Below are 16907 nucleotides of genomic sequence, written 5' to 3' on the forward strand. Positions count from 1 at the left end.
AAATCCGGTTCCATACAATCCCCGCCTCCCTGAAACGGCACCCGGCATCCGATCACCTGCTACACACCTCCGGCCTCACACTAACACACACACACACACACACACACACAACCGGTGGCTCATTTGCTTTCTTCCCTCAAAATCATTTATTTAGCTGCCTGCCTTAATCTGTACATCAACAAAAACCCGTTGTTATGGTTAAAAACTATTGTTTATTACTTACGGCTGCCTTGTTTTGCGGCCACACCTACGCTCAACGCATGAACATTAAACCTGCCCCATACCCGCAAACCAAAAAGGGAAACGTTACCGATACCTATTTTGATACCACCGTGCCCGACCCTTACCGCTGGCTGGAAGACGACCGCGCCGACGATACCAAGGCCTGGGTGCAGGAACAAAACAAGGTTACGCAGGCTTACCTGGGTCAAATTCCTTTCCGCGAAACCATACGCAAGCGCCTGGAAACGCTGTGGAACTACGCCAAGTACAGCGCGCCGTTTAAGGAGGGTGCTTATACGTATTTTTACAAAAATGATGGCCTGCAGGCCCAGGCGGTGCTGTACAGGCAAACCGAGGGTGGTGAGCCCGAAGTGTTTTTAGACCCGAATAAATTCAGTAAGGATGGCACTACCTCGCTGGCCGGAATATCGTTTAGTAAAGACGGTAGTTTGGCGGGCTACCAGCTATCGGGCGGGGGCAGCGACTGGACCAACGCCGTAGTGATTAACGCGCAAAACAAACAGGTAATAGGCGATACGCTGAAAGATGTGAAGTTTTCGGGCATTGCCTGGCGCGGTAACGAGGGCTTTTACTACAGCACTTACGATAAGCCGAAGGAGGGCAGCCAGCTATCGGGCATGACCGACCAGCATAAACTTTACTGGCACAAACTGGGCACCCCGCAAGCGCAAGACAAGCTCATATTTGGCGGTGCCGAAACGCCGCGCCGTTACATTAGCGCCTACTTAACCGAGGATGAACGCTTTTTGGTAATTACGGCGGCCAACTCTACCACCGGCAACGAGCTTTACATACAAGACCTGAGCAAACCCGGCAGCGCCATTGTAAACGTGGTTAACAATATGGACAATGTGCATTACGTGGTTGATAACGTAGGCAGCAAGCTGTACATTCATACCAACCTGTACGCGCCAACCTACCGACTGGTAACGGTAGATGCGGCCGATCCGCAGAGTGGGAAGTGGAAAAACCTGATTGCCAAAGGGGCCAACGTATTGGAGGTTAGCACGGCGGGCGGCAAACTGTTTGCGCATTATTTAAAAGATGCTACAACGCTTATTCAGCAATACAACATGGATGGCAAGCTGGAACATGCAGTAACTTTGCCGGGTGTGGGCACTGCGTCGGGCTTTAGCGCCAAAAAGGAGGATAAGGATATTTATTACACGTTTACCTCGTACGTGTACCCAAGCACCATTTTTAAGTACAATGTGCAAACCGGGAAATCGGACGTGTATAAAAAGTCGGGCGTGCAGTTTAGCCCCGAGTTGTACGAAAGCAAGCAGGTGTTTTATAAATCGAAGGATGGTACGAAGGTGCCCATGATTATTACCTACAAAAAAGGGGTGGTGTTGAACGGTAAAAATCCTACACTGCTGTATGCCTACGGTGGTTTTGGAGTGAATTTAACGCCATCGTTCAGCACATCAAACATTGTACTGCTGGAGCAGGGCGGCATATACGCCGTACCCAACCTGCGCGGCGGCGGCGAATACGGCGAAACCTGGCACAAAGCCGGCACTAAAATGCGTAAGCAAAACGTGTTCGACGATTTTATTGCTGCTGCCGAGTACCTGGTAGCCCATAAATACACCAGTAAAGAATACCTCGCCGTTGCTGGCGGCTCGAACGGTGGTTTGCTGGTAGGTGCCACCATAACCCAGCGCCCCGAGTTATGCCAGGTTGCTTTCCCGGCAGTTGGTGTGATGGATATGCTGCGCTACAATAAATTTACGGCCGGTGCAGGCTGGGCTTACGATTACGGCACAGCTGAGGAAAGCGAAGCCATGTTTAAATACTTGTACCAATATTCGCCCTACCACGCACTTAAACCGGCCAGCTACCCGGCAACCATGGTAACCACCGCCGATCATGACGACCGCGTGGTACCCGCACACTCCTTCAAATTTGCCGCCCGCCTTCAGGAAATGCAGAAAGGCCCGGCCCCAACGCTAATTCGTATTGAGACGAATGCCGGTCACGGTGCGGGCAGGTCAACAGCACAAATAATAGGGCAGGAGACGGATAAGTGGGCGTTTATGTTTGTGAATATGGGGATGGAGGTGAAGTAGATTATAAAGCGGTTAAGCATGGCATCTACCGCTTCTGAGCCGCGGGGGCTCTTTGTTCTTTTTCTTGATAAAAAGAACAAAAAATCAAGTCACCTCTGCGATGCTTCGTTTGTCGCACTGCCCCATGCTGCAAAGCGGGGCGGCACCACGGGCTTTTTATCTTTTGCCCTGCTTCGCTCGCTCTTAGGCATGCGCTTCAGCAAAATCTAAGAGGCCCTATCCAACCGCACAGCCCATCTTGTGCTGCCCCGCTTTCGGCCCGAAGCTGGTAGGTGACGAAGAGGGAGGAATGTAGAAGGGCTAAAGGCGAAAGGTCACGGGAGAGAAAAGCGTAAGAAAAGGCCCAAAGTTGCGACGCAACTTCGGGCCTTTGTACTGTTTAAAAGGAGCGCGGGGCTTCCACAACGCCCGGCCGGGAGCTGCCTGTGCGTAGGGAGGGTTCGTGGTGGATAGGCCTTTTGGTTCTTTTGTGGCTATGACAAAAGAACAAAGCCTCCGCGGCGAATGAGCGGAAAGCGACGGGCTCGCCAACTTTACTAACCATCACGCCGCCGCGATAATTACGGCATCTTCTTCAACCCTTCCCATTTCACCTTCCAACTCCCATCCTTAGGGAACCCCGGATTTTCACCCTTACTACCATCCCAACCAGCACACATCATGGCTACAGCGGTTAATAACCCACCGTTACCGGGCAGATACAGGCGCAGGCGGTCGTCCTGGTAGTTGTGGCCGTTAACAAGGTATATATTAGTGTGGATATTCATAAACAAAGCATCAACCGCTTTATCAGGTTTTCCTAAACGGCCAGCCGTCATGGCTACCATCGGGAAGTCCCAGCCCCAGGTGTCTTGCCAGTCCCAAGTGTTCCAAACCAGGTCGAAGGTTTTGTTCATTACGCCCAGGTCAAGACGTTTGTTGTAGGGCACCATGCCAAGTGAACCCAGTACCGAGGGATGGTCGGTTTTGTATTTAGGGTTGGTGTACGAGTCGGGAGCGCTTTCGGTGGCCAGGTAAACGCCATCAGCCTGCGGCAGGGCCGATAATTTTTGCATTACGGCATCATACTTTTTATTGGGTTGCATACCCAGGCGTTTGCGCCATTGCTGGGCTGTTTGGAGCGCCCAGTACCAGTATTGCAGTTCGTAAGTTGGGTTAAATGTATCTTCGGCATTATAACGCTCCTGTGCCGGTATAACGCCTTTGCCTAAAATATAGCGGTCTTTATCCTTTTCGTAATATGGGAACGATGCCATGAAATCTGCAGTGGCCAACACATTCTTTTTATAAGTGGCAAGCGTTTTGGCATCGGGGTGAGCGCGGTACGCCAGTTCGGCAAAGTAAATATAGTGCGGCTGCTGCCAAATTAGTAGCGCGCCTACCGATGATGGACTTTCGTTGCCATCGGGGTCGGTCATTTTTTGCCAGCGGGCACCTTCGTAACCCTGGCGTTTGGCAATTTTAACAGCGTTCTCGTACACATGGTCGTACCATTTCATGCCTTTTTCCAACAGTTGCTCGCGTCCCCAAAGAGCAAAGTGAATGCCGTGCCACCAGTGCATTTCGAGGTGCGGTTTGCCGTACCAGCTGTTGTAGGTAAGGCCTGTTTCCTGCGGAGGTTGCGACCCTGCACACTGTATTTTGGTAAGATATTGGGAGAGTATCACACGGCGCTCCAGTTCCTTGGCGCGCTTATCAGTGCTGCCGGCAAAATCTACCGCACCGCCGCTCATCCAAAAGGCTTTCCAGTTTTGTATGCTGTTGGCATCAACCGCTGCAAAGGCTGGCAGGGTAGCTTGTTGTGTTTTGCTGAACAAACAGCTAAACTGTAATGTGTTGCCACCTTTAGAGGTTAAAACAAAATCATGAGCCGCTACGTTTTTAACCGTTGCCGCGCCGGTCCAGGCCAGCTCGGCGTAATAAGCATTGGTATCTAACTGGTGCTTGATCACCGCCATTTGCCCGCCATTTTTAACCAATGATGATGTATGCTTACCTGCGTTTTTGTAGTTAGTTGCCACATCGGCCCATTCATTAGTAGGGAACGGAAAGCGCAAACGCACCTTTAGCCGCCCTTGCTTAACCAGGTCCGACTGTATATTAAATGCCAGTAAATCCTGCTGCTGGTGCGAAACTGTGGTTACCTTAACCGGCACGCCATCAAACGTAAACGAGCTGGTAATTTCGCCCGTCCATAAATTAAGGGTTTGATTTATGTTTTTTATGTCGGATGGTTTAGCTTCACTGCCATCTTTTTTGGTGAGCAGCAAACCCAAATTACCTAGCTGCAAACGGTGCACATTTTGCCTGAACCATTCTGTTGCCAGCTTAGCACGCTCAGGGGTTTTAAGTTGAACCATATAACTCACCTTGCGACCGTTAAGCATGTAATCCTTTAACGATTCCTCGGGCTTCAAGTTCATCGTATCCTTAAAGCTATGCCAGCCCCATTCTGATTGTGTACCCAGCGGCACGCCCCTCTCATACTTTAGCGGAAATGTTTGCATGCCCGTAGCATCAACCGTGTACGCAAATTTGCCGTTACCTACCGATAGCGACGACAACGAGTCGATGGCCTTCACCACCACATTATGGCGCTTCACCAGCTGCTCGCGGTTAATACGCTGCGCCTGTGTAGATGCGGCCGCCGCTATACAGCTTAGGGTGAGTAATATGTTTTTTAGGTTCTTCATATTGGTTTTATTCATTGGGCTGCTCATTTTTGAGCAGGTGTTTGTTTTATTCTATTTTAACTGTCGTGCTGAACTTGTTTCAGCATCCCACGTGCATATTCACTCATTCAGTCCATCACGCATTCACTCATTAAAACTTGGGCGTTACCTCCGGCCCGGGCTATCCGCTGCAAGTCCTCGTTTCGCTCCGCTGCACTGTGGGCTTTACGCTTCTATCCCTAACGCAAACTTCGGCGTGATGGGTGATTACTACCTCACCAAACTAATCCCCATCAAGCCAATCACTACATCATTGGTAATAGTTTTCAGTTCCAAACTCTTTAACTTTTTCGATGGGTCGAGCCACATATCCAGTACCGTGGCGGCACCGCCATCAATACCTTTATTACTAAAACCTTTTATGGATGTAAAGTCTTTAAAATCTAACGAAGCTGTTCCGGTTTTGAGGTAAACGCGTAAAGGCTTAGCTGCTCCCGGGTTAAACGCAAAGCCATCGTTATCGTTATCCTGCTCAATGGTCCACCAGTTTTCGGGGTTCTTTAATTCGAGTAGCTGAGTGCTGCCATCTTCATAGGTGATGGTCACCGTGCCGTTTACCATGCGGGTTTGCATAGGGTTGGTAGAACCGGCCATGAGCAAATAAGCATGCGATGCCGAACCGTTTAACGGAATGCTCACGCTACGCGGATAATTGTCCCATTTTGAGGTAAAGGCAATATTTTTACCTGTGCTACCCGGTGTGGCAAAGTTGATGTGCTGCGGAAGTTCAAGCATATTTTTACTGCCTGCTGCTTTACGCAGTCCGCTATCATCAATATCTGCTTTAGTGAGCGGGTAACACCAGTTACCAATGCCCTGCGTAGGTAGTTGAAGCGTTACACTTTGTGGCCGTGGCGAAAGGTACTGATTAGTGAATATATGTGTCACTTCATCATTAAAGTGTGTCGACAGATCAACCGGCTGCATAGCTTGGCTAATGTTCACACGCCAGTTCAAGATAGCAGTATCAATCACCTTGCTTCCATATTGCAGCCGTACATGATTACTACCTGGTATTAAATGCTGTGCTGGTACAATTATTTCGGCAGATTGGCTTTTGCCATCAACGTGCAAAGTTTGTGTATAGGCGGACTTTAATTCAGGATTTACCTGAACCTGTACCGCGCCTTTAGCAGCATGATTTACTACCGCAAATTTGATTTGCTCAGCAGCTTGTTCCACATCAAACTTCAGCTCAACAGGCAAAGCATGAACCAATACGTTGAGCGGTTGCCACCAGGTTAACGCACCTTGTTTAAGTTGAACAAACGCGGTATGGTTACCAACTACCGGCTTGAGCATATAACTAAGCTGATTGCCTTTAATTAATGGCTTACTTAAAATACCCTGCGGGTCGTTAACTTTTAAAATACTTGCTTTATCAAACGACTGGTTGTAAGGCTGCCCGGCTGTACCTTCGGTTTCTACAGTTGCATTAACAATTGCCTCGTTACCCCAAAATATTTTAATAACATATTGCTTTTGTGTACCTGCTGCAATTTGTATCACCGGGTTACCCACTGCCGATGTTTGGCACGTCCATTTAGCCGGCTTGCCATTTACCGTAACCTGTTTCACCTGTGCCGAACGTGCGTTCAGTTCAAGATTCAATGGTACCGCTTTAGGTAACGATGAGGTAATAGTGTAGCTATCGGTAGTGCCGCTACGCCTAAAATTAAAGCTCATATCAGGCACCTTGAGTGATGCATATGCCCATTCGGCGGGTAAGCCAGGTTTAATGGTGAGGCGGTTGTTAAGCATATCGGGTTTGATTCCAAACAGGCCTTCCACCAATGTGCGGGCGCTTATGCCCACCGGATCGGCAAAATCTCGGTACAGCTCGCCGCGTATGGCATCGTAAAATGATAGCTGCTGAAAGTTACCCGGACTTGCACCTAAGTACATACTCTCCAGCAAAGTACTTTTCCATAGCTTATAGGCTTCTTCGGCGCGGCCGCCCTGCCAATAAGCTAGGGTGGTGTGCATGTTTTCGGCCATGGCTACATTATTGAGCGACCACGTGTACGGCAGCCAGTTGGTAGTAGCCAGCAGGTAATTGTTGCCGGTTAAGCCTTTGGCCATAATGGGTATGTGCGGTATCCCGGTATCTACATACCGCAAGCTCTGGTAGGCTTGCATGGCATCGGGTATACCTTCATCAATGGCATGGTAAATAGTCCACAAGCCCGGCGATGAGTGCAGTAGTTTGTTGCCCAGCAAGTCTTTAAACTCGGCATACGTGCCTTTGCCCGGCATCCATAGGTTTTTAGCAATGGCGGTTTTTATCTTTTCGGCTTCTTGTTTGTAAGGTGTGGCATCGTCGCCCACTATTTGCGACAGTTGGGCGGCAACAAGGTTAGCACGGTAATTATAGGCTGAGGAATGCGTTACGCCGCCGCCGCTGTATTGCAGGGCATCGCTGGCCCAAATACAGCAATAGGAATCGTAAAGGCCATCGCCATCATGGTCGTAATTTCGTTTTTCCCAAACCAAATGCCTCTTGATGGTTGGCCAGAGTTTTTTTACACTGGCCATGTTGCCCGTCCAGTAAAAGTGGGTGAGCATCTGGTCGATGAACACGAGGTTCATATCATAATGGTGCGGGCGAATATCTCCGCCCGGGTTGCGCGATATGTACCCGCTACTGAACATGGAGTTGCCCAGTTTTTCCTGCTGGCGTGCCAGGTGCAAGGCGGTATCGGCAATCACAGGGCCGTTTTCAGGGTCAATAATTTGCGACAGGGCATAGCTGCTGAAATGCTGCGAGGCCCGGTCATGCCAACCCAGCGGATCGGCTACATAAGCGCCGCGCCAGGCTGGTAAACGCATGCGCCAGGCCACTGCACCGTGCATGTACGATGGTGATTCCCATATGGCATCGGCAGCAACGGCAAGGGCTCCGCCCAAGGTATTAATGTATGGATCTGGTGTATGAAGCTGTACGCGCGAGGTTAGCTCTTTACGCGCAGCTTCGGCTTTATCGGCTTCGATAGCAAGTTGGGCGTAGGGTTTATCAATGCTGCCGCGGCCTATCATCCAATATAAAGGTTTGGCAGTTTCTTTAATTAAGCCGCATACTAATGGCTTGCCGGTGGCAGTGGAGTTATACAAGTTTAAAGGCGTGGCTTGCTTATCGGCATCCGCTTGCTTTACAGCTATCGATGCAGGGTATACGCCTGTAATGATGTTTTTTGAAACTTCGGCTTTGTTTTTCTTAATAGGGCTTTGCTCGTTTTCGTAGCGTGATGCCTCGGTGGTTGCTTTAGCGGTGAAATCAAGCACAAAGCTTCCTGATTTAAGCTGATAGCGGTTATTAACGCAATATTCGGGTTTAAGATAAAAGGAGGATTCCGGGTCGGCACCAATATCGCCATCGCGTGAGAATTTTTTGCCGGTAGCCCCGCCATAAGCCCAAAAAAGCTGCACATTACCTGCGTTTTTTACCTCGGCTTTTACAATGAGGGTTTCGCTATCGGCTCCGGCCAGCACCTGTATGTTGATGGTGCCTGCGCCCAACATGGGATCATTGATAGTATAAAGCATGGAACCCGGACGGTACCTTGCCTCAATGTATTGCGCGTTGATGAGCCATTTGCTTTCGTTGCCTTTAATGAGTCCAAATTTGAGGTTGCCGCCCATGCCGGGAAGGTACAAAGCAAATTCGGGTAAGTCTCCGGCCTCTACCCTAAAGGCAGTATTAGTGCCGTATATGGCGCGGTTAAAGCGGCGGGTTCCGTTTTTTATGACGAAGTCTTGTCCGCTGGGTTGGTACCTTATGGTACGCTCAATATTATGCCACGGCTTTGCACTGGTTTGCGACTTAACCTGCGTAAACTGACAGATTAAACTGCCCGTTGCAAGCATTAGTGCCAGCGTTTGTTGTAGCTGTTTATTAAGTATCACAAAAGAAAACATGTATAGTTATTACTTTATAAATGTAATAACCACGAATTCATTTTTAACTGGTTGCCGCTAAGGTGACGAAACTTGCAGTTAAATCAAAATTAATTGTTTAAGAGCAGGATGGGGTAGGATGGAAGGGTGATTTAAGGTTAAGTAGTTTGGGAAGATGAATCTTCGTGAGCTTATCACTTACTTATCGCTTCTGAGCCGCGGAGGCTCTTTGTTCTTTTTCTTGATAAAAAGAACCAAAAATCAAGTCAACTCCAATGCTTCGTTGTCGCACAAACCCCGCGCTGCAAAGCCGGGCAGCACCACAGGTTTTTTATCTTTTGCACCACTTCGTTCTCACGTCCGTACGCTTCAGCAAATTCTAAGAGACCCTTGCCTTCGCACAGGCCATCAGTGCCGCCCCACTTCCGCCCCAAAGCTGGGAGGTGACGGGGATTGTCTGAATTCGGATTTACAAAATTAAACGTTCATTTTTTTAAAAGAGCGCGGGGCATTCAGTGCACCCGGCCGGAGTTGGCCCGTGTGAGGGGAGGGATTGCGATGAATAGGCCTTTTGGTTACTTTGTGGCTATGACAAAGTAACAGCCCCCGCGGCGAATGAGCGGAAAGCGACAGGCTTGCAAGCTTTGCGTAACCAAGTATTAAGAAGATGTACGACTTCGTTTTTTTTAAGCGTTAATACAAAAAAAGGCCGCTATTCATCACAGCGGCCTTTAGTGTATTTAGAATAGTTTATTTTAAAACTGATCCTTATGCGACTCTACAATCTCTTTAAGAAAGTTGTAAAACGGTGCGGCAAATTCTTTACGACGTAAAGCAAACTCTACGTTAGTTTTAAGGAAATCGAGTTTGTTGCCTATGTCATAGCGTTTTCCTTCAATAGTGTGTGCATACATGCTTTCACTTTTTAAAAGGTTCACCATAGCATCGGTCAATTGTACCTCATTATTTTTGCCCGGAGGGGTTTTTTCTAATGCGGTATAAATTTCTGGAGTTAAAACGTAACGGCCGGCAATGGCCAGGTTTGATGGTGCACTTTCCATTGATGGTTTCTCAATCAGCTGATCAAGGTTCATCAACGTGTCAGACATCATGCTACCACCTACAATGCCGTAACGTGATACTTTATCATGAGGAACAGTTTCAACCGCAATTACGGTGCTTTGGTACTGCTCGTAAATGTCAATAAGCTGCTGGGTAACAGGTATTACCGAGTTGATAATGGTATCGCCCAATAAAACTGCAAACGGCTCATTACCTGTATGATGACGAGCATAGTAAATGGCATCGCCCAAGCCACTGATTTCTTTTTGGCGGATGAAGTGGATGTTAGCCATATCTGACAGGTGCATGATCTCATCATACATCTTGTCTTCTTTTTCAAGTAAGCGTTCTTCCAGTTCAGGGTGACGGTCAAAATGATCTTCAATTGAACGTTTGCCTTTACCCGAAATAATTAAAATATCTTCAATACCCGAATCAACTGCCTCCTGAACTACATATTGTATGGTTGGCGTATCAATTATGGGCAGCATTTCTTTAGGTGATGCCTTAGTTGCCGGCAAGAAACGGGTGCCTAACCCAGCTGCCGGTATTACTGCTTTTTTTACCATTGTAAATTTCTATAAAATATAAGGTTTTATAACTCGTGCGTTGATTTTCTTTAGATTGTATACCAGCTTTTTAAGCATTTCATCATCATGATAAATACCTATAATTGCACCACCCGACCCGGTGAACGATGCTGATGCTCCGCAGGCACGTGCCGTATTAATGAGCTCCATATTGCTATCGCTGATGGTCATGATTTTACAGCGATTGTCAAAGTTGGCATTAATGAGTTCGCCAAGCAGGCCGTAGTCCTGCGCTTCAATGGCTTTCATACCTTCATCGGCCAGGCTGGCAATCGTATTCAGAGTATTAATGGTAAATTCATCGCCTTTATCATATTTGGCGCGTATTTCGTTAAGTACCTTACCCGATACTTTGCCTAACTGGGTTTTGTAAGCAAGATATAGTTTTGGCAGTTTATTAGGGTCAAGCGGTGTGTAAACGCCATAGCCATATTGTGCCATTTGCTGTTTGTTAAAGTCCATGTGCACACAGCCTTCATAGCATTGTATTACCCTGTCCTGCAAACCCGCATTAATGCCCATCTCCTGGGTTTCAGCTTCGAGGGCAATGTTAGGTAAAACATGTGGTTCAACCTCAACCTGGTAAAATTGCATCAAAGCCTTTAAGGTAGCAATGATAATAGCACTTGATCCTGCCATGCCCACCTGCCTTGGTATGGTTGAGCGATAGCGTATAGTAAAGTTTTTATTAGCCAGGCGTATGCCGTTAAGCGTGCAATAATCACAAAACTTTTTAATAGCTGCTTTTATAATTGGAATACCGCCGTTGTAACCTATAAGGGCAACGGTATCGCGCAGGTGATAGATGTTACGGAATGAATTGGCATCAGCTTCCTGTGGCTCAATAACCAACTCGGGCGATTGAAATAATAGGATATGTGCGCCGAAGTTTTTAATACTTACGCTGATGGTTTTGCCAAAGTAACCGTCGCTTGGGTTACCAAGCAGGCCTGCACGTGCGTAGGCCCTTGAATCAATGATCATAGGAAGAGTTGTTTATGCTGTTTTTAAGGTATGTACGTTAAAAATCAACAATTTAAATTGTTATACAAGTATAAGGCATTCATGTAATATTTGCATGCGAGGCTGCAAATAATTGTCATATTGATAATAAATTACAATTATTCTGATAATTTGTTACAAATATTTACTTTGTGTTATAAGTTTTAGTGTAAAATAAAGGAAAGCCATTATTACTAATGCCCTGTATTACAATACGAACTTTTGTTTTAATATCGCTGTTATAATAGCTCACTGTAGATCTCCCGGCAGCGTCTGTCTTTCCGTCGGCCAGCCAGTAAAGGGTTGGGCGGGCATCGGTCTTATCGGCAGGTTGTGGCTTTTCGTAAGAGGGGCTGTAAAACGTACGGGCTTCGTAATACCCATTAACTTCTGCCTGTGTAGCACCAACCTTAAGTTTGTTTATGCCGTCTGGGTTCAGCGTTAAGTATATGGCATACATAATAGGCATATCACTGCGCGATTGCGACGCCCTGCCTGAGGCGCTGGCGGCAGCGCTTGTAGCTGCAAACCCCTCGTTGTTTTGTACAAGTAATGATGGGCCACCAACCAGTTTTTTGATCACAACCCTCTTAACGGCCGACATAGGCATTTCAAAGTAATGGTTTGACATTTGATTGATTACATCGCTGGCATCATTATCACTAAAAACAATATCGCGGTTATCAACCACAATGCGTGGAGGAGTAAGGCGACCGTCAGACACAAATGCAATACCGTTTCCATCTGCTGAGGTACGGGCCTGGTTGGATTTGGCTAAGATGTAATTCTTTAGTGAATTGTAAGTACTGTCGGCAGGGGTTACGTCAAGTACCTCATCTTTATAACCAAACGTTGTTACCGTGCGATCGGTAAATTGCCGGCGTGCTGGCGTGCGCACCTCCACATCCTTAAGCCTGATAAGCGTATCAGAAAGGCTGCGTTGCCTGGCCATTGCAACCTGCTTTACAAGCGATGCTGTGTTTAATTCGTTAAATTGCGGTTTAGTTACATAAACATATGGTACACTTGGTGATACCGGTGCGTAATTGTTAGTCAATGAATCAAGACTTAACGTTCCTGTTGCCTTGCCCTTTAAGTTTTTTGATGTAAGATTTAGTCTTTGCCGGCCGGTAAGCAGTAAATTGTCAAAAAAGTACCTGCCCTTTGCATCAGTTTGTGCTCCAAAAAGCCGGCCGTTGGCAGCGTTGGCTATTAGGGTTACGTTGGCGTTGGGTATAGGCGCGTGTTTGCTGTCACTAACCAACCCGGTAAGGCTAATACCTTGTTCGGGAATGTATGCAATACGCAGGGTCGTATCGGCCAGGCGCTTCCATATAAAATCACGCCAGCCCTGCGTTAGTAACAGCAAATCCAACTGCTTTGCACGTTGCGGGTTGCTGCTATCAAAATATCTCGCTGCATTTTTGATGTTGCCTTTTAACTCAGATTGCAGCGTGAGGTATGACATGATGTTGCTGTCATCAGCAGGAGACAGATTGGCGTCAACCGCGCTTACCGAAAAGTTGCCTTTAACCGGCTGACCATTATTGCCGGTAACTGAAATATTTAGGGTAACCTTTTCGCGCGGAGCAAATGAAGCTTTATCAAGGCTGATGGCTATAGATGTTTTGTCGCGTGGTTCTATGTATAAAAGCCTCTCACAATTTGGTTTTTGCGTAACATCATATAAGGTTACGGCAGCAATACCACCCGGCAACTGGCTCACAGGTATTTGCACCGCAGCCGTGTTGCTTTTGAGTTGAAACGTTTGCTGATAAGTAACCCGGCCAAAACTGCGGATTTTAAGTGATAAGTTCTGACCGGCCAATTGGCTCACCAATTGATCATTGCATGCAACTACGGCATATACAGATGTATCCTGGCGGTATATTTTTAGGCTAAGGCCATTATTTAACGGTTGTGGCAGTGCCGTTACTAGCTGCGCACCACTCAATGCTGTTTTTGATTGGTATGTTTGACCCGCTACGGGCAGTAACGTAAACATACCCATACCCAAACTATCGGTAGTGTAATGAGCAACTGTATCGCCCGAGGCCGAGTAAACGGCCCCTCTAGCAGCAACGCCATCGCCTGTAGCTGTTTCGGCTTTAACGGCAATTACTGAGGTTACGCCGGTAACTAATGAACCGCCTTCAGGAAAAAACCTGATTACAGCGGGAGGTATAGGTTTTGATAAGACGGTGGCCGCCTGCGAACTAACAATGGTAAGTTTCTTTTCAAAGATGAAGTTATCACCAAAGTTGCGCATCCAGTTGGTGTAGGCCCGTAAGCGGTAGGTGCCCGCTTCAAGGCTGGCTGACAGGTTGAAATCGGCAATGCCAAGTCCATCTTTCATCAACACCATTTCCTGGTTTACCTTATTGCCCGTGGGGGATATTAATTCGGTGTAAAGACTTTTACTGGTTGATATAAGATGATTATCCTGCGCATTAACCAAATAGGCTTTAAACCATACATCGTCACCCTGGGTATAAACTTGCCTGTCGGTATGCAAATACACCTTCTCAAAAAATAATTTGATTGGCTTTTGTGCCGGTGCCGTTTGTGCATGCGCAGGCAGGATGGTGATGCACAAAAATGCGCATACAACAACAAGGATTAATGTTTTCACTCAGGGTTTTGGTTTATGTTAACGAAGCCGTTAATTGGTTATTGATATTGCAATTTATGGCATTTATTATTATATGAATTAATAAAAATTTATAAATAAGGATAGTGCAGGATGGTTAGATTATAATAAGTCAATAATTTAGTTACCTGATAAAATAGTATACATGTCCGCTAATATTGTATACTTCCTTTTATAAAGAAATAACCAATTAAAACCAACGTATGAGTAAACTTTTACATTTTAACCCCCTTTGGGTTTCTGCACCCCAAACTTTATTTAGTCAAATTGACACTTAATAATTAAGTAGCTGCTTTTCAGGCAGCTTTGCGGCGTTTAACTGTTTTCTCGTTTTTTAAACCTGACATATTTATATATAAGTGTGATGTATAAGCTATTGAACAAATTATTCGTTTTTTTATGCGTAATAGGGTTGTTTACAAGCTGCCGTAAGGAAGCTCTTGACAATTATTACGGCCGTCCCGAAAACCTTGGCCCACCTATTTATCAAACCCTCGAAAGTAAGGGTAACTTTAAGAGCTTACTGGCAGTAATAGACATATCGGGCTATAAGAAAACGCTCAGTGCATCAGGCTACTGGACGTTTTTTGCACCTAATGATGCTGCCTTTCAAAAATACTTTACCGAGAATAATACATCCCTTGACAGGATTGACTCTGTTACAGCGCGAAAAATTGTAACCTACTGCTTGGTTTACAACGCTTACCAAACTGATCATATTGCTGATTATCAGTCAAGTTCACAGCCGCAGGGCTGGGTTCCTAATTCGGCTTATAAGCGCCGTACAGCATATTATGACGGTTTTTATACCGAAACGCTGCCAAACGGTGGTAAAAGGGTACAGGTAAGCAGCAACCGTAACGCCGCTTATGTATTTGGTGATAATAATAATAAGCACATACCTTATTTTTATTCAACCTACATGGCTGCACGTGGTATAACCGAAGCCGATTACAAGTACTTCTTCCCTAATGCAACCTATAATGGGTTTAACGTTGTTGATGCACAGGTTGTTAACCGTAACATACTTGCCGAAAACGGCGTTATTCATGAAATTGACCGCGTTGTATTACCTCTTCCAAGTCTTGAAAATCAGCTTGCAAGCAACACGCAGTACAGCTTATTCAAACGTATACTTGAACGTTTTATGGTTGCTTATGTAAGCAACACTGATTTAAACGCACGCTACAGGTTATTAACCGGTAAACCCGACAGCGTTTTTGTTAAGTTTTATAATAGCCTGTTAGCCTACTCGCCTAATAACGAGAACTTCCTCAAAATTCAGGATAATGATGCGCAAAGCGATGGTTACAGTTTATTTGCGCCTAATAATACCTCGCTTTACAAATACTTAAATGATGTTGTATTGGAGTATTTCAAATCATCGCCTGATGCTCCATTGAGCGATGCGCAAATTGATGCATTGGTAAACACGCTTCCGCCTGGGATTATTTCTGATTTGCTGAATGCACACATGTTTCAAACTACCGTTTGGCCATCAAAATTTGCATCAACCAACAACTATTTAAACGAGCCTGCCAGGTTCAGTTCAACAGGCGATATTATACAAAAGCAGTTTTGCAGCAATGGTGTGTTTTACGGTACTAATAAAGTACAGGCAACAAACGTATTTAGTACCGTATATGCAAGGGCATACCTCGATCCGAAAAATTATTCGATCATGACGTTGCTGCTTAACCAAAGCCTACGCATTGCCATCACTAACCCGGGCCTCAAATACACCATATTTATGATGCCTGATGCGGCCCTTAACGCAGCAGGTTATGCTTACAATTCAACTACCAACACCTTTACTTATACCGTAAACGGTACCACCACAACCACTGGTGTACGTGAAATGTTAACCAGGATACTATTGCTGAGCGTTGTGCCAACGCCTAATAATGAGCTGAATGACTTATCAGGTAGTGGTATTATTGAAACTTACAACGGTGAGTACATTCGTTGGAATAACAACACAGTATCATCGGGTGGTACGGTTGAAAGCAATACCATATTAAACGTTGTTGGTTCTAAAAACTATGTTAACGGCAAGGTTTACTATTTAGGTAATAACGGCATTATTACTTATCCGCAAAAAACGTTGCCTCAGCAAATTGCGGTGAATGCTGCAACTGCTACTTCTCCATACTATAATTTTTATCGTTACCTGGTAAATTCATCAATTTACAATGCCAACACGCAAGATTTAACTGGCCTTACGCTAGGCGCCAACTATACCGTATTTATACCAACTAATGAGGCTATTGTGCAGGCTGTAAAAGATGGCGTATTGCCGGGCAACGTGGCAACCGGTGTGCCTAATTTTACACCAGCCTCAACAGTTGAAAAAGATAATGTGGCCAGGTTTATTTACTATCACTTTTTAACGGGTATTACCATTGCGCCTGATGGTAAAAAATCGCCAAACGGAACGGCACAGCCAACACTGCTTAAAAACGCCAACGGTGATGTAGTTAACATTAACATTTTCAATCAGCCTAACAATTTAAGGGTGCAGGATAGCTACGGAAGAACAGCAACGGTTTTACCGCCAAACAACAGCAGTTACTTTCCGGCAACAAGTAACTACCTGGGTACACGCACCCTGTTCCATCAAATTAATAATTACCTAAAATATATCTATTAATCACCGGCCTTA

At 46.0% G+C, this 16907-nt stretch carries 8 protein-coding genes; 3 read left to right on the forward strand and 5 right to left on the reverse strand.

Annotation, left to right across the window (positions count from 1 at the left end):
* Positions 1 to 260: 260 nt before the first annotated feature.
* A complete protein-coding gene (locus QZ407_RS09425; protein ID WP_295770151.1) occupies positions 261 to 2315 on the forward strand; it encodes a prolyl oligopeptidase family serine peptidase in 2055 nt (684 codons plus the stop codon).
* Between the two features lie 18 nt (positions 2316 to 2333).
* Positions 2334 to 2525, forward strand: coding sequence for a hypothetical protein (locus tag QZ407_RS09430; RefSeq protein ID WP_295770153.1), 192 nt, complete (start codon positions 2334 to 2336; stop codon positions 2523 to 2525).
* Positions 2526 to 2875: 350 nt separating this feature from the next.
* Here the strand turns inward: QZ407_RS09430 and QZ407_RS09435 are convergent, their stop codons facing one another.
* The 5 genes from QZ407_RS09435 to QZ407_RS09455 form a co-directional block, all read right to left on the reverse strand.
* The gene (locus QZ407_RS09435; RefSeq protein WP_295770155.1) at positions 2876 to 5008 is read right to left on the reverse strand and encodes a hypothetical protein; all 2133 of its coding nucleotides are present in this window, start codon (positions 5006 to 5008) and stop codon (positions 2876 to 2878) included.
* 249 nt (positions 5009 to 5257) lie between these two features.
* Positions 5258 to 8962 carry a DUF4450 domain-containing protein gene (locus QZ407_RS09440; protein WP_295770158.1) on the reverse strand — a complete coding sequence of 1235 codons (3705 nt, stop codon included), beginning with the start codon at positions 8960 to 8962 and terminating at the stop codon, positions 5258 to 5260.
* A 734-nt stretch (positions 8963 to 9696) separates the two neighbouring features.
* Entirely contained in the window at positions 9697 to 10572 is an 876-nt protein-coding gene (gene galU, locus QZ407_RS09445; RefSeq protein WP_157542346.1) for a UTP--glucose-1-phosphate uridylyltransferase GalU, read from the reverse strand.
* A gap of 9 nt (positions 10573 to 10581) precedes the next feature.
* Positions 10582 to 11577 carry a hypothetical protein gene (locus QZ407_RS09450; RefSeq protein WP_295770161.1) on the reverse strand — a complete coding sequence of 332 codons (996 nt, stop codon included), beginning with the start codon at positions 11575 to 11577 and terminating at the stop codon, positions 10582 to 10584.
* A gap of 163 nt (positions 11578 to 11740) precedes the next feature.
* Positions 11741 to 14227, reverse strand: a complete 2487-nt coding sequence (locus tag QZ407_RS09455; RefSeq protein WP_295770164.1) for an MG2 domain-containing protein — start codon at positions 14225 to 14227, stop codon at positions 11741 to 11743.
* A 382-nt stretch (positions 14228 to 14609) separates the two neighbouring features.
* On the opposite strand from QZ407_RS09455, the gene QZ407_RS09460 reads away from it, so the two are divergent.
* Positions 14610 to 16895: a fasciclin domain-containing protein gene (locus tag QZ407_RS09460; protein ID WP_295770166.1), complete on the forward strand. Its 2286-nt coding sequence runs from the start codon at positions 14610 to 14612 to the stop codon at positions 16893 to 16895.
* The last annotated feature ends 12 nt before the right edge of the window (positions 16896 to 16907 follow it).

Origin of the sequence: uncultured Mucilaginibacter sp., from assembly GCF_913773635.1 — a bacterium.
In the GTDB taxonomy this organism is placed as follows: domain Bacteria; phylum Bacteroidota; class Bacteroidia; order Sphingobacteriales; family Sphingobacteriaceae; genus Mucilaginibacter.

Bases quoted from the DNA above. Each gene is read 5' to 3' on its own strand.
- QZ407_RS09460 (WP_295770166.1), top strand. From the start codon at position 14,610: ATGTATAAGCTATTGAACAAATTATTCGTTTTTTTATGCGTAATAGGG.
- QZ407_RS09430 (WP_295770153.1), top strand. From the start codon at position 2,334: ATGGCATCTACCGCTTCTGAGCCGCGGGGGCTCTTTGTTCTTTTTCTT.
- QZ407_RS09440 (WP_295770158.1), bottom strand. From the start codon at position 8,962: ATGTTTTCTTTTGTGATACTTAATAAACAGCTACAACAAACGCTGGCA.
- QZ407_RS09425 (WP_295770151.1), top strand. From the start codon at position 261: ATGAACATTAAACCTGCCCCATACCCGCAAACCAAAAAGGGAAACGTT.
- QZ407_RS09450 (WP_295770161.1), bottom strand. From the start codon at position 11,577: ATGATCATTGATTCAAGGGCCTACGCACGTGCAGGCCTGCTTGGTAAC.
- galU (WP_157542346.1), bottom strand. From the start codon at position 10,572: ATGGTAAAAAAAGCAGTAATACCGGCAGCTGGGTTAGGCACCCGTTTC.
- QZ407_RS09435 (WP_295770155.1), bottom strand. From the start codon at position 5,008: ATGAAGAACCTAAAAAACATATTACTCACCCTAAGCTGTATAGCGGCG.